This is a genomic window from Afipia sp. OHSU_II-C1 (assembly GCF_000497575.1).
In the GTDB taxonomy this organism is placed as follows: domain Bacteria; phylum Pseudomonadota; class Alphaproteobacteria; order Rhizobiales; family Xanthobacteraceae; genus Afipia.
This window is the reverse complement of record NZ_APJI01000013.1, coordinates 103,649-125,925: the sequence shown is the minus strand read 5'-3', so window position 1 is coordinate 125,925 and position 22,277 is coordinate 103,649. Positions and strand designations below refer to the sequence as shown.

Here is a 22,277-nt window from a genome sequence, read left to right as displayed (position 1 = left end):
GGCAAAATCTGGTTCCCCTGCCTCATACTTTTCATCGTACGGCCTTGGTGTGGTCAAAGCGCGATGCCTCCCTGTGCACGGACAAACCAGAATGTCCGCCACGCATCGCACCTCGCATCGCCACGGAGAGCCCATGCAATTCAAGTTGCAAGACGCGGATTCACAAACCGACGATCCGCACGACGTCATCGTGGCGCAGCTCCGTGACCTGGCACCACGTCTTGCGCCCGATCCATCCGGACTCAACGTTCCGTCTCCAGTATCCCCGGAACGGGCAGCTGAACCATTGCTCCGTGCAGATCCATTGAATGACAACACCGCTGACATCCGCAATCTGACACCACGCACGGGGGGCCGTCGCGGCACCATCCTGGTCATCGTCTGCGCGGGTATCGCTGTAGCTGCAGCCTGGCATTCCTATGGGGGAGAAGCGAGGCAGAGAGTTTCGGATCTGGTGCCGCAACTTATTCCAGGCGCGGCCGCTCCGGCGCAAAGCGCCGCTGAACCGCAAAACACGGCGCCTCAAGCCGCCGCGTCCCAACCGGCCGCCGATCCAGCTCCCGCGCAGGAGGCAGCGGAGACCGCACCGACGCCACAGCCGGCGACGGCTCCCGCCACGGCGGCGGTGGACGCACCTCCTGCGCAGGGCGTGGTTCCTCCCGAGATTACGCAGTCGATCGAATCGATAACGCGTGAAATCGCTTCGCTGAAGCAAACAGTCGAGCAATTGCAGGCCGGTCAGGCGCAGCTAAGCCGCGACGTCGCCAAAGCCACAGAGCACGAAGCGCGCCGCAAGCTCACCACGCAAGCATCGAAGCCAGCGCCGCCGCGACCTCAGCGTGCACCCGCCGTAGCCCAGCAAAGTCCCACGCCGTATTCACCGCCAACCTACTCGCAACGGCAACCTTACCCGCAGGGCACTGCACAGCGCGAAGCCTACATTCCGCCACCAGCGCCTACGCAGCTTCCGCCGCAACCCGGCGACACCAGCGTTCCGCGGCCGCCAATGCCGCTGCGGTAATCGGCCAGCACTCAGCTGACGATCTTGTCGGCCCACGACGCGACCGCCTTACCGAGGGTCCTCAAATGATCGGCTGCTGAAAAGCCCGATACACTTTTTCGCGGCTTTAAATCGTGATCGCCGTCTTCCAGCCAGAGGATGTCGATGCTCTTCGACAAATCGTACGACCGGACCTCTTCCCGAGAGCCGAACTCATCGCGTGTCCCCTGCACAATCAGGGTTGGCGTTCTAATCTCAGCAAGATGCTGGGTCCGTAGCTGGTCGGGTTTACCCGGCGGGTGGAACGGATAACCCAGACAAAGAAGAGCTGAGATTCGCCGGGACGCATAAAGCTCATCGCTGACCATGCTTGCGACGCGGCCACCCATGGACTTGCCGCCGATAATCAGCGGCCCTTTCACATCGAGCGCATCAATCGCAGCGACGAACTCCGGCTTCAGCTTGTCGGCACGCGGGGGCGGCTTTCGGCCAACGGATGTGCGGCGGCTCGCCATATAATCGAATTCGAAGCGCGCAACGCGAAAACCGGATTCAGCCAGGATCTTCGCCATCGCCGTCATGGCGGCTGAATCCATCGCCGCGCCGGCGCCATGCGCAAGAAGAAGCGTGAATTTGGCATGCTCCGGCCCATCCATCAGGAACATGATCGCCATCCTTTCCTCCCGTTATCTCGTCAGCAGCAGAGGTGCGACAACTGCGGGTCGAAGTCGGCATAGCTCATCCACAGATCCATTTTCCTTCGCAATGGGGTTGATGAATCGCCGATCTGTGGTCCATAAGCCGTTTCCGCGGTCACGATTCACGAACGCGGTTTCTCGCTAAGGAAGACGCTGCGTGGCAAAGACAATATCTCAACGGATCGCCGAAGAACTTGATGTACGCGAACAACAGGTCGAGGCCGCAGTTGCGCTGCTGGATGGCGGCGCGACCGTTCCTTTTATCGCGCGCTACCGCAAGGAAGCCACCGGCGCGCTCGACGACGCACAGTTGCGAACGCTGGAAGAGCGATTGAACTATCTCCGCGAGCTTGAAGAACGCCGTGTCACCATCCTCAACTCGGTTCGCGAACAAGGCAAGCTCGACGCGGCGCTTGAGGCTGCCATTCTCGCCGCGGACAGCAAAGGCCGCCTTGAGGACATCTATCTGCCGTTCAAGCCGAAGCGCCGCACCAAGGCGGAAATCGCCAAGGAGGCTGGGCTTGAGCCCCTCGCAGACTTACTGCTCACACAGCCGCAGAACGATCCGCAAGTCGCCGCCCTGTCTTTCATTGATGCGGACAAACAGGTCGCGGACGCCGCGGCGGCGTTGGATGGCGCGCGTTCAATTCTAGTGGAGCGCTTTGCGGAAGACGCAGACCTCATCGGTGGCCTTCGCGAACACATGTGGTCGAATGGACTCCTCGCCTCGAAGCTGCGCGACGGCAAAAAAGAAGCCGGTGCCAAGTTCAGCGACTACTTCGACTTCAATGAACCCTTGAACAAGCTGCCATCGCACCGAATTCTTGCGATGTTTCGTGGCGAGAAGGAAGAAATACTCGATCTACAGATGCTCCCGGAGGCACCTGCCGCGACGCCTGCTGTCGTCAGCTCCTACGAATTCCGGATCATGCAGCGCTTCGCCATTGCGGACAAAGGACGCCCCGGCGACCGATGGCTGGCTGAAACGGTGCGCTGGGCGTGGCGCACCAAGATCCAGATGCATCTCAACATCGACCTGCGGATGCGGCTATGGACCGCTGCCGAGCAGGAGGCGGTCCGCGTCTTCGCGTCAAACCTGCGGGATTTGCTGCTGGCGGCCCCGGCTGGTGCACGGGTTACCATGGGCCTCGATCCGGGGTATCGCACCGGCGTCAAGGTTGCCATTGTCGATGCAACCGGCAAGGTCGTCGCCACAACGGCAATCTTCCCGCATGAACCGCAGCGGCGCTGGGACGAGACCCTCGCGATTCTCGGCAAGCTTGCGCGCGAGCATCGCGTCGAACTGATTGCAATCGGTAACGGCACGGCATCACGCGAAACCGACAAGCTCGCGACCGAACTTGTGAAGCTGCTTCCGGAACTGAAGATGTCGAAGATCGTGGTGTCCGAAGCCGGCGCCTCGGTCTATTCGGCGTCCGCATTCGCGTCCGAGGAACTTCCGGGACTGGACGTGACGCTGCGTGGCGCCGTCTCGATTGCGCGGCGATTGCAGGACCCGCTGGCCGAACTCGTCAAAATCGATCCGAAATCGATTGGCGTCGGCCAGTATCAGCACGATCTCGGCGAAGCCAAGCTGTCCCGTTCCCTCGATGCGGTGGTCGAGGATTGCGTGAACGCGGTTGGTGTCGATGCAAACACTGCCTCGGCGCCGTTGCTGGCGCGTGTATCGGGTATCGGATCGGGGCTCGCGCAGAGCATCGTCCAGCATCGCGATGCGAATGGGCCGTTCCGGTCGCGCAAGGCGCTCAAGGATGTGCCGCGCCTCGGCCCGAAAGCGTTCGAACAGTGCGCAGGATTTCTGCGCATCACCAACGGCGAGGATCCGCTCGATGCATCCGGTGTCCACCCGGAAGCCTATCCCGTGGTCCGCCGAATTCTCGCCGCCACAAAGAGCGATATCAAGGCGCTGATCGGCAACGCCGAGATACTGCGGCAGGTCAAACCACAGTCGTTTGTCGATGACACATTCGGCCTGCCGACTGTGACCGATATTCTGCGCGAGCTGGAAAAGCCCGGCCGTGATCCGCGCCCAGCCTTCAAGGCCGCAGTCTTTAAGGATGGCGTCGAGAAAGTCAGCGACCTCAAGCCTGGCATGGTGCTGGAAGGTGCGGTCACAAACGTCGCCGCGTTTGGTGCGTTCGTGGACGTGGGCGTGCATCAGGACGGACTGGTGCACATTTCGGCTATGTCCAGGACCTTCATCAAGGATCCGCGAGAGGTCGTGAAGCCCGGCGATATCGTGCGCGTCAAGGTGCTGGAAGTTGACGTGCCGCGAAATCGGATTGCGCTGACGCTAAGGCTCGACGATGAACTCGGCGCAAAGCCAGATCGCAGGAACGAATCCCGGGCCGACACCCGGCCGTCTGCCAAAACGCCGGCCCAGCGCAAGGCGCCGCAACCCGCCTCGTCCGCCGGTGGGGCGATGGCCGAGGGGCTGCGCCGGGCGGCGGAGAAGGCACAAAAGCGATAGCGACGCCCGCGCAGTCACATTCAGCCGAGCTATATGATATTGCCTTGCGCGGTTTTATCGGCCGCGCCCTGCAGGGGCGGCGCTGGTCCACGGCTGCTTCGGGCGGCCTTATTTTCCCATGTGTGTTCGGAACACCACAGGCTCCAACAGCCTGAACCGCTAGCGTGAGGTATTATTTTATTCCGTTTTGACGAGAGACATTTACACATGAAGAAGCTCGCTGTTGCCCTACGCGGGCGTGGAATATCGCCACATTGAACTCGATACCGAGATGCACAAGACAACTACGATCCCGACCGTCGGCGCAGCGCGCTTTATTTCACCGAGCATGGACCTTGTTCAATTCAGGCTTGGCCTCAAGTTTTCGGGTTTCGAGCCCGGCAAGCAGTAGACCGAATTCTCGACGGTTGGCCTTCGCTTGCCCGCAAGGACTTCACCCTCGCTGCATACGTCATTGACACGCTCCTTTTGAACGGAGTCGTCAGAATTTGTATGTCGCAGCGGCGCAGGCGCGAAATGCATGCGCGTCTACGGCCCGAACAGTTGGACACGCTGTCATTACAACCTTTGCGGCGCTCGGTTCGATCAATGTCTCGCTGATATGCCGGTCGCACCGCAGGCAAGCTACTGATGGGTCCTCCGAAGGCACATATCCCGCAGAATCGCGGCAACCCCGGGGCGGGTGTTGTTGAAGGGGCCTGCGCCGAGCAAGCTCTCTTTCTCCGCGAGCAAAGACTGACGTGACCTGTTGGCGTTTGGCGACTTCCAGGAGATCCGTAGACAGCATTGGTGGGCCCGGCAGGACTCGGACCTGCAACCAGACCGTTATGAGCGAGCCAATCGACCAAGACGATCGTGACAAATCAAAGAGTTAGCTGTTGTTCGACCACGTTTGTGTCTATCCATAGCGACCGTTTCATTGGCGAAACGTGGTTCGAATCCTGCTACCGGCGACGCAGTGTTGATCGCGCGTATGGAGCGATTTCAGTCCCACACAGACAACCTGATGTGCAGCCATGGATGCCGGTCAAGGGCGCCCGTCGTCAGACCATCTTGCCGACAATCGTCGTCATGTCCGCAGCCGAGAACGCTCGCAACGATTCGGTGCGTACGTTGCCGAGTGCGCCAAGACTCAAGCTAAGCGACATGGCGGAAGCCTCATCTGGCGCTTCGACGATTGTCACGACGTCATACCGTCCCTGCGTCCAGAAGATGTCCTTCACGGTCACTCCAAACGTCTTCGCTAATTGCTTGAAGGCATCTGCCCGCTTTGGAGACTCCTTAGCACTGCGGATTCCTTGATCGGTGAACTTGGCAAGCACGACATACGTTACCATGATCATCCTCCCTGGTTAGGACCCTATGCAACCCGGCTTGAGCGGTTCTCATAAATTTCAGCATAGCACAGTCACGCGGCGCAAACTTCAGTGCCAAAAATCCCGTTGGTATCAATGGTGTTATCATGAGAATGATGCAACCGGCTGACCACAACCTTCCGCTCGCCCAGGGCGTTCGACGTCGGCTGACCTCGTGCGATCGTATCACTAACTGAGAAGAGCATCCGTTTTGGCGACATCGTCCAGAACTTCGGTGAGCCGATCCACCGCCCAGTCGACTTGTGACTCATCGATGATCAAGGGCGGCGCAAAGCGTATCGTGTTGCGGTGGGTATCCTTGGTCAACACACCCGCCCGCAACAGGCGCATGACCACGGTGCCCGCACTCGCCAAGTCGCGATCTAGTTCAACCCCGGCGAACAGGCCGCGGCCTCGCACATCGCGGATGATCGGGTTCTTGATCGAAGCGAGCCGATTGAGAAGATGGGCGCCGACAGTCGCAGCCCGCTCGATCAATCCCTCGTCAATCAGCGTTTCAAGAGCCGCCAATCCGACCGCAGCAGCGATCGGATTTCCACCGAACGTGCTGCCGTGATCTCCCGGCGTGAAAACCCTCATGACCTCGCGACGCGCGAGAAACAGTGACACTGGCAGAAGCCCGCCGCCGAGCGCCTTGCCGAGCATCAACCCGTCTGGCAAGACCCCCTCATGTTGACACGCCAGCAGTCGGCCAGTGCGTCCCAGGCCACTTTGGATCTCATCGCACAGCAGCAACACGTTGTTTGCCCGGCAGATGCGCTCGGCTTCCGCGAGGTAACCCGGCGGCGGCACGTTTATGCCGCCTTCCCCCTGTATCGGTTCGACTAGGAAGGCCGCCGTATTCGGTGTGATCGCGGCCCTTATTGCAGCTGCGTTACCGAACGGAACGAGTCTGAAGCCGGGCGGGAATGGCCCAAAGCCATCACGATACTGGGCAACGGATGAAAAGCCGACGATGGAAATCGTCCGGCCGTGAAAATTGCCCTCTGCTGCAATGATCTCGGCCTGACCGCCTGGCACGCCCTTGACCTTGTAGGCCCATTTGCGCGCGGCCTTGAGTGCGGTCTCCACCGCTTCCGCGCCGCTGTTCATCGGCAGCGCCAGATCCATGCCGGTCAGGGTGCAGGCCCGCGCGAGAAAAGGCCCCAATCGATCACTGAAATATGCGCGCGATATCGTGTCGAGCTGCCTAGCTTGTTCGGTCAATGCCTGAACGAGACACGGATGGCAATGGCCGAAGCTGGCCGCCGAGTACGCCCCCATCATATCCATGTAGCGTCGTCCGCTCTCGTCCCACACGTAAATGCCGTTGCCGCGAACGATCGTAACCGGCAACGGCGCATAATTTCCTGCGCCGAAACGGGCTTCGAGGCTGGAGAGATCAGTCATGGTGCCACTCCCTTCAAACCCGGGCTGAAACACATCGCGCAGCAACCGTTCGGCATACCTCGAATGATCGCCCGACGGATTATGCAGGCGTCATCAGGGTGCCGGCGCCAGATGCCCGACCACCGAAATCTCATAGCGACGCGACACCATTGTGAGATCGCCGTTCATTCGCGCTCTTCCGGCTGGGTGCATCAACGCCAATGTAGGCAGAGCCGCACAAAAAAACAGGTACGCAGATCCACAACAGGTGCCTGACGTTTCGCACTTCTGCTATAATCAAACCATGACGATCGGGATCACCGGGCCAGAGCGGCAAGCACCGCGGCGGAACGTGGTGGTGGCGCTCCTTATTGCGGCTATCGCTGGAGCTGTCAGCCTAGTTCTGCTGGGGCTCACCGGTGCCATTCTGGTCGACTGGATGTGGTTTTCCGCGATCGGTTACTTGCAGGTCTTCTGGACCACGATCGGTGCAAGAGCTGGCGTTTTTTTCACAGTCTTCGCCGCGACTGCCGTCGTGGTATCGGCAAACGCGTGGCTCGCGCTTAACCTTGCCCGGCAGCGAGTCCAGCCTCACGTTCGCTTCGCACGGAAGCTTACCGCCACCACAACATCATCCGATCTGCTCGAATTTCTGCGTGATCGGCTGCCACGGCCTCTCTCCATCGCTGTTGGCGCAGGACTTGTCGCGTTGCTGGTTGCCTCGGGAGAGGTCAGCAACTGGACCGTTTTTCTGCAGTTCATCTATGGCGTGCCCTATGGCGCGAACGATCCGCTCTTCGACAAGGACATTGGATTCTATCTCTTTTCTTTGCCCGCTTATATCGCCGTGAAGAATTGGATGTTGCTCACGCTCTTCATAAGCGCACTTTTTACTGGACTGATCTATTGGGCGCACGGCGACATCGAATACCAAGCTCGGCAACGATCGATGTCGCCAACATCGATTGCCCACGGCTCAGTGCTGCTCGGCTTATTTTTTGCCGTGAAGGCATGGTCCTATAGTCTCGACCGCTACCTGCTGCTCTACGGTGACAATGGAGTCGTGGTCGGTGCAAGCTACACTGACGTCCACGTCGGGCTTCCTGTCCTCTGGTTGCTGATCGGACTTTCGATCATCGCAGCATTCGCCGCATGGGCGAACCTGCGAGTGCTCAGCTACCGGCTCCCAACTGCGGCGATAATTCTCATCTTTAGCGCCGTTTTCCTATTGTCCGGCGTGGTCCCCGGATTGTTTCAGCGATTGCTTGTCAAACCGAACGAACTGGAGTTGGAACGCCCCTACATCGAACGCAACATCAAGCTGACCCGGGAGGCCTACAATCTTGACAAGATCGCGGCAAAACCATTCCCGGCCGAACAGAACCTTACCTTCAAGGCGCTTGAATCCAACAAGGCGACTATCGACAATATACGGCTGTGGGACTGGCGGCCGTTGTCGGATACGTACGCGCAACTGCAGGAGATTCGCACCTACTACAAGCTTCACAATCTGGATGTAGATCGCTACTGGCTTGGCGGAACCTATCAAAGCGTGATGCTTTCGGCGCGTGAGCTTAAATCCTCGCTGCTGCCACCTAACGCACAGACATGGGTCAACCTCCACCTCCTGTTTACCCACGGCAACGGCGCGGTGATGAGCCCGGTCACCCAAAAGAGCAGTGAGGGGCTCCCACCCTTGTATTTGCGCGATATTCCCCCAGTTACCGACGGAGGTCCTGCAATCCGCGAGCCACGCATCTATTATGGGGAGCACAAGAGCGACTACGTCATCGTTAAGGGAACTACGCCGGAGTTCGACTATCCAAAGGGGAAAGATAACGTCTACGCAACTTATGACGGCGCCGGTGGCGTCCCCCTGTCGGGAATGGTGCGGAAAATCATCTTCGCCCACCACTTCAACGATATGAACCTGCTTCTCTCAAGCTACGTCACCGACGACAGCCGAATAATGATCCGGCGCAGTATCCAGGAGCGGGTACGCGCGATCACCCCATTCCTGACCCTTGATCGTGACCCCTATCTGGTCATCAGCGAGGGGCGGATGTTCTGGATGCAGGATGCCTATACAACGAGCGACTATTTTCCTTCTGCGCAGCCTGCGCCTGACCTCAATCTCAACTACATCCGCAATTCCGTGAAGATCGTCATTGATGCCTATAACGGCAGGGTTGATTTCTATCTGACAGACTCGACGGATCCGATCGCCGCTACCTACCAGCGCATCTTTCCGGGGTTGTTCAAGCCGCTTGCGGCCATGCCGGCGGATTTGCAAAGGCATATTCGCTATCCAGAAGACCTCTTCCTGATTCAAGCGCGGCTTTATCAGGCCTACCACATGGAAGCGGCCGACGTTTTTTATAACCGCGAGGATCTTTGGCAGTTTCCGCGCCAGCCGGACGGCGATGGTGGCGTGGCCTTGATGGTCCCTTACTACATCATCATGCGGCTACCCGGAGAAACCCAAGCCGAGTTCTTCATCATGATCCCCATGGTGCCAAGCCGCCGCGACAACATGATCGCGTGGCTCGCAGCGCGATGCGACGCGCCCGACTACGGCAAACTGATCGTCTATGAATTTCCCAAGGAGAAGCTCGTCTACGGACCGTTCCAGATCGAGGCCCGGATTCATCAGAACACCGAGATATCCCAGCAGATTTCGCTATGGAACCAGATGGGTTCGCGGGTGATCCGGGGAAATTTGCTTGTCATCCCAATCGATAATTCGATCCTCTATGTATCGCCATTGTATTTGCGGGCCGAGCAAGGACACTTGCCGGAGCTCAAGCGCGTAATCGCGGCCTATGGCGAAAACGTCGTCATGAAGGAGACGCTTGCCGAGGCCTTGTCGGCGCTATTCATAGAGGCTGGCACTGCGCCGACAACGCCGAGCAATGCAGCGAAATTGCCAAGCGCGGGCTCTGCGATGAATCGAGCGCAGCAGGCGCTCGATCGTTACAATCAGGCAGTGGAGCGATTGAAATCCGGCGATTGGAAAGGGTTTGGCACGCAATTTGATGCAATGCGCGAGCTATTGGAGGAGATGAACCGAAAATCTACCGGCCATTAGGGTTCGAGCGGAGCAAGGCTCTCGTTACTTAGAATCAAGAGCTAATTCTGACCGGTGGAGCACTATCGACGGCAAACGGCGCAGGGAAGTGAAACAGGAGAGCTCCGTCTATGATTGAGGGGATCAGCGCAATCACACTGGCCACGCACGAAATGTCGCGAGCTGTCCGATTCTACCGCGCGTTGGGGTTTGAGATCCTGCATGGTGGCGAAGAATCGTCATTCACCAGCTTTCGAGCAGGGACGAGCTATCTTAACCTCATCGCCCAGCCTGCAGAGCGGCGCTGGTCTTGGTGGGGGCGCGTGATCTTTTACGTCACCGATGTTGATGCACTTTACAACCGCGCGCTCGCAGCAGGGTGTCAGCCAACGACCGCGCCCTGCGATGCCGAATGGGGTGAGCGCTTCTTCCACCTGACAGACCATGACGGCCACGAACTCAGTTTTGCGCGGCCTTTGCACCCGGTTTAATAGCAACTCGAAGCAGCCTGCCATTCCAACAGGTGCTGGGAGCGCGTATGGCGCTCCGATGAACAATGGCACATTACGTGTTTCAACGACGTTTAACCGCAGCAAAGCATCGGTGCACGTCCGGTCATACATCTCAGCAGCCGCGCCATGGCCTTTCCGAAAATCGGATGCGCACGTCTGTGCGGCCGATTATGCACGCCGCAACACTTCGCGGCGCGCGGTTCTAACGACCGGCCGAAGGGCGCGCCGGTTGTTTTTTCGCAGATTTTCCGCACGCCCCTTCTCACTTTACCGTGGCGATCACTTGTCAACGAGCTATTCTGGTACAAGATCGAGACAACTACCTGCGAATATAGACTTCAACCATCCGCGAGTGATCCGATGCGCACGTCACCCGTTGCTGAGTTTGACCCGAGCTTTGTCCGAATGGATTTGCCGGATCTTCGGATTAACTACGATCCGGTCGATCCGGACCAGTTCGATCGGCCCATCGTTTCCTTTTATCTGGAGACAAATAAGGATAATGACGAGCTTCCGCTTCATTCCCATAAAAAGGGCCAACTTGTGGTTGCGTCACATGGATCGGTCATGTGCCGCGCCCCTGGCGGCCTATGGATAGTGCCACCGCAAGGCGCGGTATGGATTCCCGCCGGTGTGCCACATAGCAACTGCGTGTCTGATTACGGCAAGGTTTACGTGGTATTCATCGATCCGAAGGCCAGCACGTTGCCGAGCATGTGTTGTACCTTCACCATTACTTCGCTTGTTCGCGAACTCATTCATCGGCTGGCCGTTTTTCCGCCTTTATATCCGGTCGATGGACCGACCAGCAGGCTGGGGCGCGTACTCCTCGACGAATTGGTGCAGATGTCGACAGAAGAAATGTATCTACCAATCTCGGCGGACAGCCGGCTTCAGCATCTCGCAACATCGCTACTCGACGATCCCGGCGATCGCAGCACGGTTGAGGAACTTGCCGCGCGCTATGCCATGAGTGAGCGTACCTTCGCGCGTCTGGTTGCAAAAGAAACCGGAATGACGTTCGGACGCTGGCGACAACGGTTGCACATTCTGGTCGCCTTGAAGCGCCTGTCATCCGGGTCATCCGTGCAGGCCGTCTCGCTCGATCTGGGTTACGAGACGCCGAGCGCCTTCATCACCATGTTCAAGAAAACCATGGGCAAGAGCCCTCGCCGCTTCCTGGCCGACCGGTCCAGCTTCGTCAATCACGAACCGCCCCCCTGACAGGCCATCACGAAGGACTGTGTTTAAAGGAAACGGTCCCTGACAGCATGTGCGGGGGCGCCCTCTATCGTGTCGTGATATTTAGCGCTTGCTGTACGGCACCAGCGGATATTCGAGCGTTGCCTCTGCAATGGCTTTCGGCGCGACGACCCGCGGCTTGCTCTGCAAACCCTGCAACATCACCATCGAGCAGTTGATGTTCTGGCCCGTGGCATCGAACTTGGTGTTCTCGCCATACATCAGGATAGGCTTCATGTCTGTCGTCCTGAGCGCGCCGTGAATTGCCACCGACTCCGCCGAAGCGGCCCGCTTCACGGCGTCACCGACGATCTGCACGGCTTCGAACGCACATCCGGCGTTCGCGTCGAACCAGTCGTTCGGATAGTCGGTCGCGAACATCTTCATAATCTTGTCGGAGTTCGGTCCCTTGGGATTCAGCCACAACGCCGCGAGGATCGGGCCGTTGCCGTACTTTCCAAGAGCGTCGTGATACGCCTTGTCCGAAACACCGTTCGAGTTTGGCGAGAACACCATCTTCGGATCCCAGCCCTGCTTGATGCACTCGCGGGCGATCATAATCGCGTCGTTGACACGCGTCACCGAGACCAGTGCATCTGCACCAGACGCCTTGGCTTTAGCGACCTCGACCGACAGATCCTTGGCTTTTTCATCGTATGGCACGTACTGCGCGATCTTGAGAGGAACGCCGACTTCCTTCCAGGCCTGATCAATGCTCGCTGCTGTCGACTGGCCCATGGTGTTGTTGAGATGGAGCACGGCAACGCTGGTTGGCGGATCCTTCAGCGTGGCAAGCACCGACTTCAGTTCGACAAGCGACTGTCTGACAATTGTCAGGGATGTCGGGTAGTAACGGAAGACCTGCGTGAAGCCCTGCGAAGTCACCTGCGTCGCGCTCGCGATGTGCACGACCATAGGCACTTTTGCCGCCTCGCAGGCCTGAAGCGCGGAGATCGTCGCGCCGGAGTCCCACGCGCCGATGAGCACCGTGCAGCCTTGCCGGATCAGACCCTCGGCTGCGATACGGCCGTTTTCAGGACGGCTCTGCGTGTCAGCATGAACAATTTCGATATCGAGACCGTATTTCTCTCGCGCAAATTTCGCTCCGAGATCGATGCCGCGCACACACGCCTGTCCCGGGAACGCGAGGACGCCGCTGCTCGGCATGATCGCTCCAATCTTCACCTTAGTCGGCGTTGCTTTCACAGGCCACGACATTAGTCCGGCCGCTGCGACACCAACGCCGCTGCCGAGAACGGTACGCCGCGTAAGACCTTTTCCGTTTCGAATCGTCATATTGCTCCCCTTCCATTGACTGCAATTGCGATTGAGTTGACCCTTGGCAACTCCCTTAAACGAATGCGCGGTAGGGCTTGTCTCCCGCCGGCTCGCCTTGCCTTTCGGCACGCCGTCAGCCCCTCATCTCCGATTTGATCATTTTCTCCTCGGTCTCGTCGTAGAGCGTGTTGATCAGTGATTGGTATCTCTCGTGAAGCTGCTTGCGACGCTTCTTCCGCGTCGCAGTCATCACGCCCGTATCAGGCGACAGTTCCTCTGGAAGAATACGGAAGGCCTTGATCTGCTCGGCCCGCGCCAGTCGGCTGTTGGCCTTTGAAACCTCTTCCTCGATCATGCGAACGACGACTTCGGAATTAGCCAGATCGGCGTATTTCTTGACCTTGAGATCGCGCGACTTCACCCAATCCATCGTCGCTGTGGCATCGACCTCGATCAGCGCAGTGAGATACTTCTTACCTTCGCCGATGACGGCCGCTTCCGAGATGAAGGGGCTACGGCGAATCTCATTCTCGATCTGAGTGGGGCTGATAGACTTTCCGTTCGAGGTATTGATGATCTCCTTCTTGCGATCAACCAGCTTGAACAGCCCTGTCGGACCGACCTCGACAATATCGCCGGTGTAAAGCCAGCCGTCGCGTAATGCCGATTTCGTCTCCTCCGGTTTGTTCCAGTAACCGATAAACAGGCCGGGGCCTCGGGTGATCATTTCGCCGTCTTCGAGAACCGCCGTCTCCCAGGCAGGATCGTGCAGAGGAACGCCAACAGTACCGGCCTCCGGCCACTCGGCCATTTGCACCAGATTTGCGCCAACCAGCTCTGTCTGACCATAGCATTCCTTGAGCTGCAATCCCCACAACTGCCACAGCGACATCAGCTCAGATGGCATTGCAGCGGAGGACGTGTAGGTCACAGACAGTCTGTCGAAGCCGACCTCGGCCAGCAGTGGACGGAAGATCTGCTCCTGGCAGACCTTGTAGAGCCCGGCAATGAAGGGATCTGGCTCTCCGCCGGACTGGCGATTGTCCAGAGCCATACGCGCGATCTTCATCGCGAATTGGTAGTCCTGCTTCTGCTTTTCCGAGCCGGAATGGACCTTGCTAAGAATGGCCGTCGCATAGCGCTGAAAGAAACGCGGCGGAGCCATAAAGTATGTTGGACGCACTTCTATGATGGTCTGGGCAAAGTTCGCACTTGTCTCGCCAAAGTAGGGAACCATCTTGACGATCAAGGGTAGTGTCGTTGCCTGCGCACGCGCAACTGTGTGCGACATTGGAAGAAAAACGACAACAGTATTGTCTTCCATGATGCGCGGTGTAAATCGCGTCACGCTGTGGGCGCCGGCAAGCAACGAAAGATGCGTCAGCATCGCGCCCTTCGGAAATCCGGTGGTGCCGGAGGTGTAGCCGATGCTGACAAGATCGGTGGATTTGGCTTTCGCCGCCTGCTCCTTGAGGAACGCGTCGGCATCAACTTCGATACTCCCGCAGAACTCCTTCATTGAAACGACGTTCGCTGCCTCGTCGCCCTGCGGTGTCCAATCCGGATCAAGCACAATGATTTTCTTCAGCTTATCGGCCTGTCGGGATGCGAGAAGGATACCCAGCTGTATTTCTCCGCCGACGAAGGCGAATCTTGAACCGGAGTCGCTGAGATAATATGCAACCTCTTCCGGCGACGATGTGAAGTACACCCCCACCATGACGGCTCCAACACACAGCGTTGCCATGTCCGCGATCAGCCATTCCTGCGCCACGTCGCCCATGATGGCGACACGGTCGCCGCGCTGAAGCCCCTCTCTCTGCAACGCAGTCGCCAACATGCTAACGCGGTCCGAATACTCCTTCCACGTCACGGCGATCCAATCGCCATGACGCTTCTGATAGTATGCAGTGACCGCAGGCCTCTCCATTCTCCGTGTGCGGAACAGCTGAGGAATGGTGATGTCGGCGAACTGCGCTCCCGATGTGAGGGACTCGACGTTCATTTTATTTCTCCGCGAAGCGCTTGCGCTTCTCCGCGAAGGCAGCAACCGCCTCGCGACGCTCGGGAGACGCGAACGTCAGCATCTCAAGCGCGGCCGAGGTATCAAGCAGCAGATGAGTATACTGCTTGATGATCTTGTTGACACTGTACTTCGTCCAGATGATCGACTCTTTCGGACCGCTCGCCAGAAGCTCCGCGTAGTCGATTGCAGCATCCCGGACATCCTTGTCGGAGACGACCTCATTTATCATGCCCATGGCAGCCGCCTTCTCGGCGGAGATGAAATCGCCCGTCATGAGGTAGTGCTTTGCGCGCACCGGCCCTATCAGCAGCGGCCAGATCACCGCGCCGCCGTCACCGGCAACGACACCCGCATTGACGTGGGTGTCGGCGAACCGCGCGGTCGGGCTCGCGAACACCACGTCGCAGAACAGCGCAAGCGTCGCGCCGAGACCGACAGCGACACCGTTGACAGCCGCCACGATCGGCACTTCGACTTCGAGCATATTGCGAATGAGATGACGCCCGCTACGGGTAGGAGATGGCAGCGTCCCCTTATCCAGCGACGTCTGATCGCCCCCCGAGCAGAAACCGCGTCCGGCTCCCGTCAGAACGATAGCGTTGACCGACTTTTCGTGATCGAGCTTGATGAAAACGTCTTCGAGCTCTTCGTGCATTTCCCAGTTGATCGCGTTCAGGATCTCCGGGCGGTTCATGGTCACGACCGCAACGCCGCTCGCGCGCTTTTCGACGATCAGATATTTGTAGCTAAGCTGAGACATTGGTCTTTCCGTTCTGTTTTTTCTGATCTTAGTTTTGGGACCGCATGGCCCGGATTTTTCCAAGGATTTCCTCAGTCGGACGCACGACATTGTTCCGATCATTGAAATGCGGGATCACATAGCGGCCGACCATTTCGATGGCCTCCATGATTTTTTCGTGAGGCACCGAATCCATGTGCAGCAGGATTTCGTCAGCACCCATGGCCTGGAACCTCTCAAGCTGGCGGATGATGGTGTCCGGGCTTCCGCAAACCGTCGTGGCCGACTCGTTGACCAGATAGTCCCAGTCGTTCGCGGCACGCTCCATGGAAGGAACGCCTTCGCTCATGTACTTGTAGTCGTCGGCGATCTTCGCGAGGCGCGGATATGCGTCGGTCGAGATCTTTGCGTAATGCATCAGCGGCCCGGCGTAGTCTTCCTTCGCTTGCGCGTCCGTCTTGCCGATGCCGATGAACAGCGGAATTCCGATTCGGGAACTTTCGAGCGGCCCCTGCTCGTCGCGCTTCCAGCTCTTGCGATAGATATCAATCAGCTTCTGCTGAACTTCCCAGCCCTGATAGATGTTGCTGCTCATCACCGCAAAGCCTTCGGAGCCTGCCCAGCCGTGGCTGCGTTCGCTCGTCGCCGCGATGCCAATCACCGGGTGCGGCTTCTGGAGCGGTTTTGGGACGAGCTGGCGCGGCGGAATCTGGTAGTACTTGCCTTCGAAGGTGAAGATGTCATCCCGCATCGATTTCTTCAGAAGCGCGAGACCTTCTTCCATCTGCTCGAGCGTTTCATTGGGATCGACGTTGAACGCACGCATCGCGATGGTGGTGTTGGCCCGCCCGCCATAGAATTCCATCCGGCCGTTCGACAGGATGTCCGTCACGGCAAGGCGTTCAGCCGTTCGCAGGGCGTGGTTGATCCTGTGCGGCATGAGCGTCACGGCGGAGCGAAGCTTCACGCGCGAGGTCACCGCGGCGAGGTAGCCGTAGACCACTTCTGGAGCCGAGCTAGAGATACCACCGAGGGCGACGTGCTGCTCGGAGAGCGCGACGCAGTCGAACCCCACCTTCTCGGCGAGGCGCACCTCGTCTACCAGTTCATGAAGCCGGCGCGAGTAGCTGTGGCCGACCTGGGTCTCCTGCTCCGACCAGAACCCGAACGTAAGTGCCATTTTCTTATCCTTTGGAAAATTCCTGACAAGCACAACGTTTCATACGCGAGGCAACATTTTTGGCCGAAAGCTACTGGGCGCTATCGATCTTTCCGAATTTTATGCTGCGGACCGGCTGGCGACGTCGTTTGCGCCAATGCGTGCCGCCAGCTTATTTTCGGAAAGCGTTGACCAAAAGATCGGCAATCGCATCAAAGCATCGCTCGCCGATGGCAACACTGGACCCATGCGGATCGCCGATGATGCCGTTGTGCGTCACGGACTTGATGCCGTTCGCCCACATGTCGCGGAGTTGCTCCTCCGAGAGTGTACCGAGATACCCGGCCTCGAACCGGTCCGGGCGCACACTTTCCGGCCTGATAACCATCATCAGCGACGTCTCCGCAATATCCGCGTGGCCGCCGACATGATCCGGATCGCCACCTGCCCCGGCAACCGCTCGCCGCCATGCCCCGATCCAGCCGGTGGAGTCCGTAAAGGCAACCACCTCCACACCGGCCGGCATCGCCTGCCGTAGCTGCGGAAGCATCTGCTGAAACACAGGAAAGTTTCCGATATGGCCCGAGAACAGTAGAATACGGCGAAATCCGTGTCGGGCGAGGCTAGTACAGTAATCCAGACAGATCCCCTCGAACGTCTCGGGCCGAAGCGAGATCGTGCCGGGAAATGCGAGATGATGGGCCGAACAGCCGACCTTGATTGTCGGGGCGATCAGCGCATCGTCGAGCGACCTAGCGATCCTCTCAGCAAGCGCATCAGCGTGATCCGCGTCCATGCACAAGGGCAAGTGCGGTCCGTGCTGCTCCACGGCTCCGCAAGGGATAACAACGGTGCTGCAACCTCGCGCCAAAGCTTCCGACACGTCCTCGAAGCTCATGAGCTCCAGGCGGACCTGATGTTTTCGCCCGAGCCCGCTCATGCTAATTCTTCCTAGCGTTCTTCAAGAGAAACCGGGCGCGCGCGTCCGCGGAGGTATTCTCGGTCAGATAGGCGCCGAGATCATCCACCGTCATGGCTTCGAGAGCTTGGTCGCTCATCTGGCTGGTGAGATTCAATGACCGCTTGATGGCAGCAAACAGCTTCCGGTCCTTTCCCCGAAGGCTCCGACAGACATCCAGCGCACGCGTCGACACCTCAGCGGTCGCAACGATCTCGTTGACGGCGCCGATGTCCTTTGCCGTCTGCGCATCGACAAGGTCTCCCCAGTACAGAAGCCTCTGAGCACCTCTGACGCCGAGCTTCTCCGCCGCGCGGCGGATGCCCTTTGTTACAGGCAACAGGCCATGATTGATTTCGGGAAAGCCGACCTTGCATTCATCGTTGGCAACCACGTAGTCGGCATGCAGAAGAAATTCGAGCGCGCCGCCGACCGCATAACCTCGAACAGCACAAACGATCGGAGCCGGATACTGCTCCAGCGCGCAGAGCAGCGCGTGGAAGATCCTGATGCGAGGCGCCGCGATCTCGATGCCCACGACTTCCCTGATATCGCCGCCCGCGCTGAAGAAGCGATCCCCGGTCCCGGCGAGCACGATGCCGGGCGGCGCATCCTCGCCGGCGAGCGTTCGGATGGTGTTCAGCAGCGCAGAAATGAGATCGAAGTTTACGGCGTTGGCCGGAGGCCGGTTCATGGTCAGCGTGACCAGATCGGCCTCGCGATCGACGATGAGAATGCTGTCCTTGTCCATGCCACAAGCCTAAGCAGCCGGCTTCAAAATAGTTTGCCGTAGAAAACGCGTTTGTGGACAACGGCGGGACAAGAATTCCGAAAAACAGAGCCTCGCAGCATATTCTGCTTTCGGCCCGCAGCTTCACATTCCGAGATAGGCGCGCTGCACGTCGGAATTGTTCAACAGCTCTTCGCTCGAACCGTGAAGGACGACGGAGCCGTTTTCCAGCACGTATCCCCGATTGCTCAATGCAAGGGATTTCGCGACATTCTGCTCGACCAGCAGCACCGTGGTTCCGTGCTGATGCAGAGACTTGATGACCCCGAACATCACGTCCGTCAGAGCCGGAGATAGACCGATGGAAGGCTCATCAAACATGACGATTTCCGGCTTCGACATCATCGCGCGGCCGATTGCCAGCATCTGCTGCTCGCCTCCGGACAGCGTTCCTGCCAGTTGCCGGCGGCGTTCACGCAGCCTGTCGAACAGCTGATAGACCGACTCGAGTGTGGTTGACTGATCTGCCTTCGCGCGCTTCAGCGATCCGCCAATCAGCAGATTTTCCTCGACTGACAGAGCGCCAAAAATCTGACGCCCTTCCGCAACCTGCGCGATTCCGAGTTCGCATATCTTCCACGGCTGCTGCTTCGTGATGTCGACGCCCCTTACCTTCACAGTACCACTCAACGCCGGAACGATTCCCGCAATGGAGCGGATCAATGAAGTCTTGCCCGCGCCATTGGCGCCTACAACACAGATCAACTCGCCCTTTCGGATCGCCAGCGAGACGCCGTGCAGTGCACTCGAGCCATCATAGGCAACACACAGGTCTTCGACCAGAAGAAGAGCATCATCAGGCATGGAAGCCGGCCCCCAGGTAGCTTTCGAGCACCTTCGAATCTGCGACAACATCAGCAGGTGAGCCTTCGGCGATTTTTGCTCCGTGGTGCAGGACCACGACTGTCGACGCCACCTCCATGACAATCCGCATCACATGTTCGACGAGCAGAATCGTCAGACCGTTCTCGGTCAGCTTCTGAAGCACCCGAACGACCCCTGCAGCCTCGGTGGGCCGCAACCCGGCCATCACCTCGTCAAGCAAAAGCAGTTTCGGCCGCGTTGACAGCGCCTTGGCCATTTCGAGCATTTTCCGATCCGGCAATGTCAATTGATCGGTTTTCGCATGCGCCTTGTTTGCGAGCCCCACGCTTTCCAGCGAATCGTATGCGATATCCCGCGCATCGTTGACACTTCTTGTCCAACTGAACGCTCCGACCATCGCATTCTCGAGCACCGTCATATCGCGCATCGGACGCACAATCTGGAACGTTCGCGCGATTCCCATTCTGCACACGTCTTCCGGACGTCTGTTCTCGATGGCCCGCCCCTCGAAAAACACCTGCCCGCTGGTCGTTCTCAAGGCACCCGCGACCAGGTTGAAGCAAGTCGTCTTGCCGGCACCATTGGGTCCGATCAAGGCCGTAATACGCCCGCCCCGAAGTGAAAAGCTCACATCATTGACCGCGATCAGTCCACCGAACGATCGTGTAAGATTCCTGACTTCGAGCAGATTGGTCATTCCTCGACCTTCCTCGGTTGGGAAATCTTCAGCCGAGGCAGAGGCGGAATCGATCGATAGAGCCGGACGATGGCCGGCCAGATTCCATCTGGCAGAAACCACACCACGAGGATCAGAATGATCCCGTAGGCAATGTTGTTCAGACCCGGAATACCTAAGCTGTCTCCGATCGCACTCATCGTGTGGTTCAGTGGAATCGCCGCGAGCGATCCGACAAAGGGGCCAAAGGCCGTGCCCAGACCTCCCACCACGGGACCGATCAGAACATCGACCGAAATGCCCATTCCCATAATGGAATCCGGAAAGATTGACCCTTGAACAAGTGCAAGAATGCCGCCGCCGACGGCCGCGCTGCCCGCCGATATCGAGATCACAATGATCTTGTGCCGGAATGTGCGGACACCCAGCGCGCGAGCCGCCTCGTCATCGTCTCTCATCGCGCGCCAGACATAGCCAAGATACGACCGCGAGATCAGCTCGGTTCCCAGAACGCCGATTGCGGCGACACCCAGCGCGACGAAGTAGTAGAAGCGCGCGTCTCCGCGAAGCATCAGGATGTCCGTCTTTCCGGTCGGCGCTTGAAAGAACATTCCCTGCATCCCGCCGACGAACTCCCAGCCGCTGAACATGATCCGGGCAAACTCCGCTGCGGCGATGGTCAGCAGCGCGAAGTAGATTCCACGAACCTCAAAGCGAAAACTCAGCCACGCCAATAAGGCGCCGACAAATCCGGCGATAGTCAATCCCACCACGAGCCCGATCCATGGCGAGATTCCGTACTTGATGTTCAGAACGGCCACAGAATAGGCGCCAAGTCCGACGAACAAGGAATGACCGATCGACAATTGTCCGCCGATGCCAAGCATCAGGTTCCATGACTGTCCCATGAATGTAAAGAGCAGGACAATCGTCATTAGCGATATGACATACGAATTCGATAGAAAGCCAACCAAAGCGAGGATCACGAAGACGCCTGCTCCGGCAATCCATCGCTTCTGATCGGTTGCTTCATTAAATTTCTTTGGCACCGAAAAAACCCCTCGGACGGAATATCAGAATGATGATCAGGAGCGCATAAGGCAGCGCAGTCTTCATCGAGGGAGCGAACATTAGCGCGGCAACAGCTTCTGCCACGCCGATGGTGAGACCTCCCAGCAAAGCTCCGCTGAAGCTGCCAAGGCCGCCCACAATCACCGTCACGAATGCCAACAGCGTGAAGTCGACCGCGAGATAGGGTTGCGCGTCGAACAGCGGAGAAATCAGAGCACCGGCCACTCCGGCACACCCGGTGCCGATACCGAACGTGACGGCGTAGATCTGCGGAATGTTCAGACCCACGACCAGCCCGCCCAGCCGGTTGTTGGCTGCGGCTCTCAGTGACCGGCCAAACGCCGAATACTTAAGATATGCACCGAGCAGAATGATCAGCAGGCCCGCAGTCGCCGCGGCCTGAAGCCGCGCGAGATCAAGCTTGAGCAGGCCAATCGAGACCGTATGAAACGACAGTTGGGACGCAGTGGGGCGCGGGTCGGGACCGAACGCGACCAGCAAGAAGCCGCTGAACAACAGCGCCAGACCAATAAAGACGATGAACTGGTAGTGATGCGGCCGATTGACAAAACGCTTCACGATCAGCGTTTCCAGCAGATATCCAAAGACGAACATCACAACGGCGGCGATGGCGGCTGCGACGATGATTGGGACGTCCCAGAGACGAACCGACCAGTACCCGATGTAGACACCGAACACGACCATTTCGCCATGCGCGAAATTCACGACGCGCATCACTCCGAAAATGATGGTGAGACCAAGTGCGACGAGTCCGTAGACGAGCCCAAGAAGCACTCCGCTAGCGAGAACATTGAGCCAAAGCGATAACATCAGTGGACGCTCATATTGTCAGTTGTTGACAAAGAAGGCGCCGCTCCAATCGGCCCCGAGTCTGGCACGATCCGGAATCGGTTCGATACGCCGGCGTGTCGCAGCCCGGCAGGTTGACGCTCATACATAGTGGGCCCATACCCATCTCCTTTCGTCAGCGTGATGTCCGT

General features: G+C 58.5%; 19 protein-coding genes. 6 read left to right on the top strand and 13 right to left on the bottom strand.

The annotated features are described in order from the left end of the window. Positions 1-133 precede the first annotated feature (133 nt). On the top strand, positions 134-1,021 hold the full coding sequence (locus tag I554_RS0113785; RefSeq protein WP_024576506.1) for a hypothetical protein: 888 nt from the start codon (positions 134-136) through the stop codon (positions 1,019-1,021). 11 nt (positions 1,022-1,032) lie between these two features. Here the strand turns inward: I554_RS0113785 and I554_RS0113780 are convergent, their stop codons facing one another. After that, positions 1,033-1,674: an alpha/beta family hydrolase gene (locus I554_RS0113780; protein ID WP_024576507.1), complete on the bottom strand. Its 642-nt coding sequence runs from the start codon at positions 1,672-1,674 to the stop codon at positions 1,033-1,035. A 181-nt stretch (positions 1,675-1,855) separates the two neighbouring features. Here I554_RS0113780 and I554_RS0113775 point away from each other — a divergent pair, with 181 nt between their 5' ends. Further along, positions 1,856-4,189 (top strand): Tex family protein, encoded by a 2,334-nt coding sequence (locus I554_RS0113775; protein WP_024576508.1) that lies wholly within the window; start codon positions 1,856-1,858, stop codon positions 4,187-4,189. A gap of 223 nt (positions 4,190-4,412) precedes the next feature. Next, positions 4,413-4,580, top strand: coding sequence for a hypothetical protein (locus I554_RS27305; RefSeq protein ID WP_155848260.1), 168 nt, complete (start codon positions 4,413-4,415; stop codon positions 4,578-4,580). Positions 4,581-5,232: 652 nt separating this feature from the next. On the opposite strand, the gene I554_RS0113765 is transcribed toward I554_RS27305, so the two are convergent. After that, positions 5,233-5,526 (bottom strand): GYD domain-containing protein, encoded by a 294-nt coding sequence (locus I554_RS0113765; RefSeq protein ID WP_024576509.1) that lies wholly within the window; start codon positions 5,524-5,526, stop codon positions 5,233-5,235. A gap of 207 nt (positions 5,527-5,733) precedes the next feature. After that, on the bottom strand, positions 5,734-6,954 hold the full coding sequence (gene rocD / locus I554_RS0113760) for an ornithine--oxo-acid transaminase (RefSeq protein WP_024576510.1): 1,221 nt from the start codon (positions 6,952-6,954) through the stop codon (positions 5,734-5,736). A 283-nt stretch (positions 6,955-7,237) separates the two neighbouring features. Between rocD and I554_RS0113755 the strand changes: the two genes are divergently transcribed. From I554_RS0113755 to I554_RS0113745, 3 genes are all read left to right on the top strand, one after another. Then, positions 7,238-10,021, top strand: a complete 2,784-nt coding sequence (locus I554_RS0113755; protein ID WP_024576511.1) for a UPF0182 family protein — start codon at positions 7,238-7,240, stop codon at positions 10,019-10,021. Positions 10,022-10,131: 110 nt separating this feature from the next. Beyond that, the gene (locus I554_RS0113750; RefSeq protein ID WP_024576512.1) at positions 10,132-10,491 is read left to right on the top strand and encodes a VOC family protein; all 360 of its coding nucleotides are present in this window, start codon (positions 10,132-10,134) and stop codon (positions 10,489-10,491) included. 147 nt (positions 10,492-10,638) lie between these two features. Next, a complete protein-coding gene (locus tag I554_RS0113745) occupies positions 10,639-11,736 on the top strand; it encodes a helix-turn-helix transcriptional regulator (RefSeq protein ID WP_244432754.1) in 1,098 nt (365 codons plus the stop codon). An 81-nt stretch (positions 11,737-11,817) separates the two neighbouring features. Here I554_RS0113745 and I554_RS0113740 read toward each other — a convergent pair whose 3' ends face one another. The 10 genes from I554_RS0113740 to I554_RS0113695 all read right to left on the bottom strand — a co-directional run bounded on the left by I554_RS0113740 (position 11,818) and on the right by I554_RS0113695 (position 22,107). Continuing rightward, entirely contained in the window at positions 11,818-13,050 is a 1,233-nt protein-coding gene (locus I554_RS0113740; RefSeq protein WP_024576514.1) for an ABC transporter substrate-binding protein, read from the bottom strand. Positions 13,051-13,165: 115 nt separating this feature from the next. Continuing rightward, a complete protein-coding gene (locus tag I554_RS0113735; protein ID WP_024576515.1) occupies positions 13,166-15,037 on the bottom strand; it encodes an AMP-binding protein in 1,872 nt (623 codons plus the stop codon). Between the two features lies 1 nt (position 15,038). Next, a complete protein-coding gene (locus I554_RS0113730) occupies positions 15,039-15,818 on the bottom strand; it encodes an enoyl-CoA hydratase-related protein (RefSeq protein ID WP_024576516.1) in 780 nt (259 codons plus the stop codon). 28 nt (positions 15,819-15,846) lie between these two features. Continuing rightward, positions 15,847-16,977, bottom strand: coding sequence for an LLM class flavin-dependent oxidoreductase (locus I554_RS0113725; protein WP_024576517.1), 1,131 nt, complete (start codon positions 16,975-16,977; stop codon positions 15,847-15,849). A gap of 151 nt (positions 16,978-17,128) precedes the next feature. Then, positions 17,129-17,854 (bottom strand): creatininase family protein, encoded by a 726-nt coding sequence (locus I554_RS0113720; protein WP_244432753.1) that lies wholly within the window; start codon positions 17,852-17,854, stop codon positions 17,129-17,131. A gap of 43 nt (positions 17,855-17,897) precedes the next feature. Then, on the bottom strand, positions 17,898-18,665 hold the full coding sequence (locus tag I554_RS0113715; protein ID WP_024576519.1) for an enoyl-CoA hydratase/isomerase family protein: 768 nt from the start codon (positions 18,663-18,665) through the stop codon (positions 17,898-17,900). A gap of 123 nt (positions 18,666-18,788) precedes the next feature. Beyond that, positions 18,789-19,508: an ABC transporter ATP-binding protein gene (locus I554_RS0113710; RefSeq protein WP_024576520.1), complete on the bottom strand. Its 720-nt coding sequence runs from the start codon at positions 19,506-19,508 to the stop codon at positions 18,789-18,791. Continuing rightward, positions 19,501-20,226 (bottom strand): ABC transporter ATP-binding protein, encoded by a 726-nt coding sequence (locus I554_RS0113705; protein WP_024576521.1) that lies wholly within the window; start codon positions 20,224-20,226, stop codon positions 19,501-19,503. Before I554_RS0113705 ends, I554_RS0113710 begins: the two co-directional genes overlap by 8 nt. Continuing rightward, positions 20,223-21,254 carry a branched-chain amino acid ABC transporter permease gene (locus I554_RS0113700; RefSeq protein WP_024576522.1) on the bottom strand — a complete coding sequence of 344 codons (1,032 nt, stop codon included), beginning with the start codon at positions 21,252-21,254 and terminating at the stop codon, positions 20,223-20,225. The genes I554_RS0113705 and I554_RS0113700 overlap by 4 nt, the downstream gene beginning before the upstream one ends. Next, a complete protein-coding gene (locus I554_RS0113695; RefSeq protein WP_024576523.1) occupies positions 21,238-22,107 on the bottom strand; it encodes a branched-chain amino acid ABC transporter permease in 870 nt (289 codons plus the stop codon). Before I554_RS0113695 ends, I554_RS0113700 begins: the two co-directional genes overlap by 17 nt. Between the last annotated feature and the right edge of the window lie 170 nt (positions 22,108-22,277).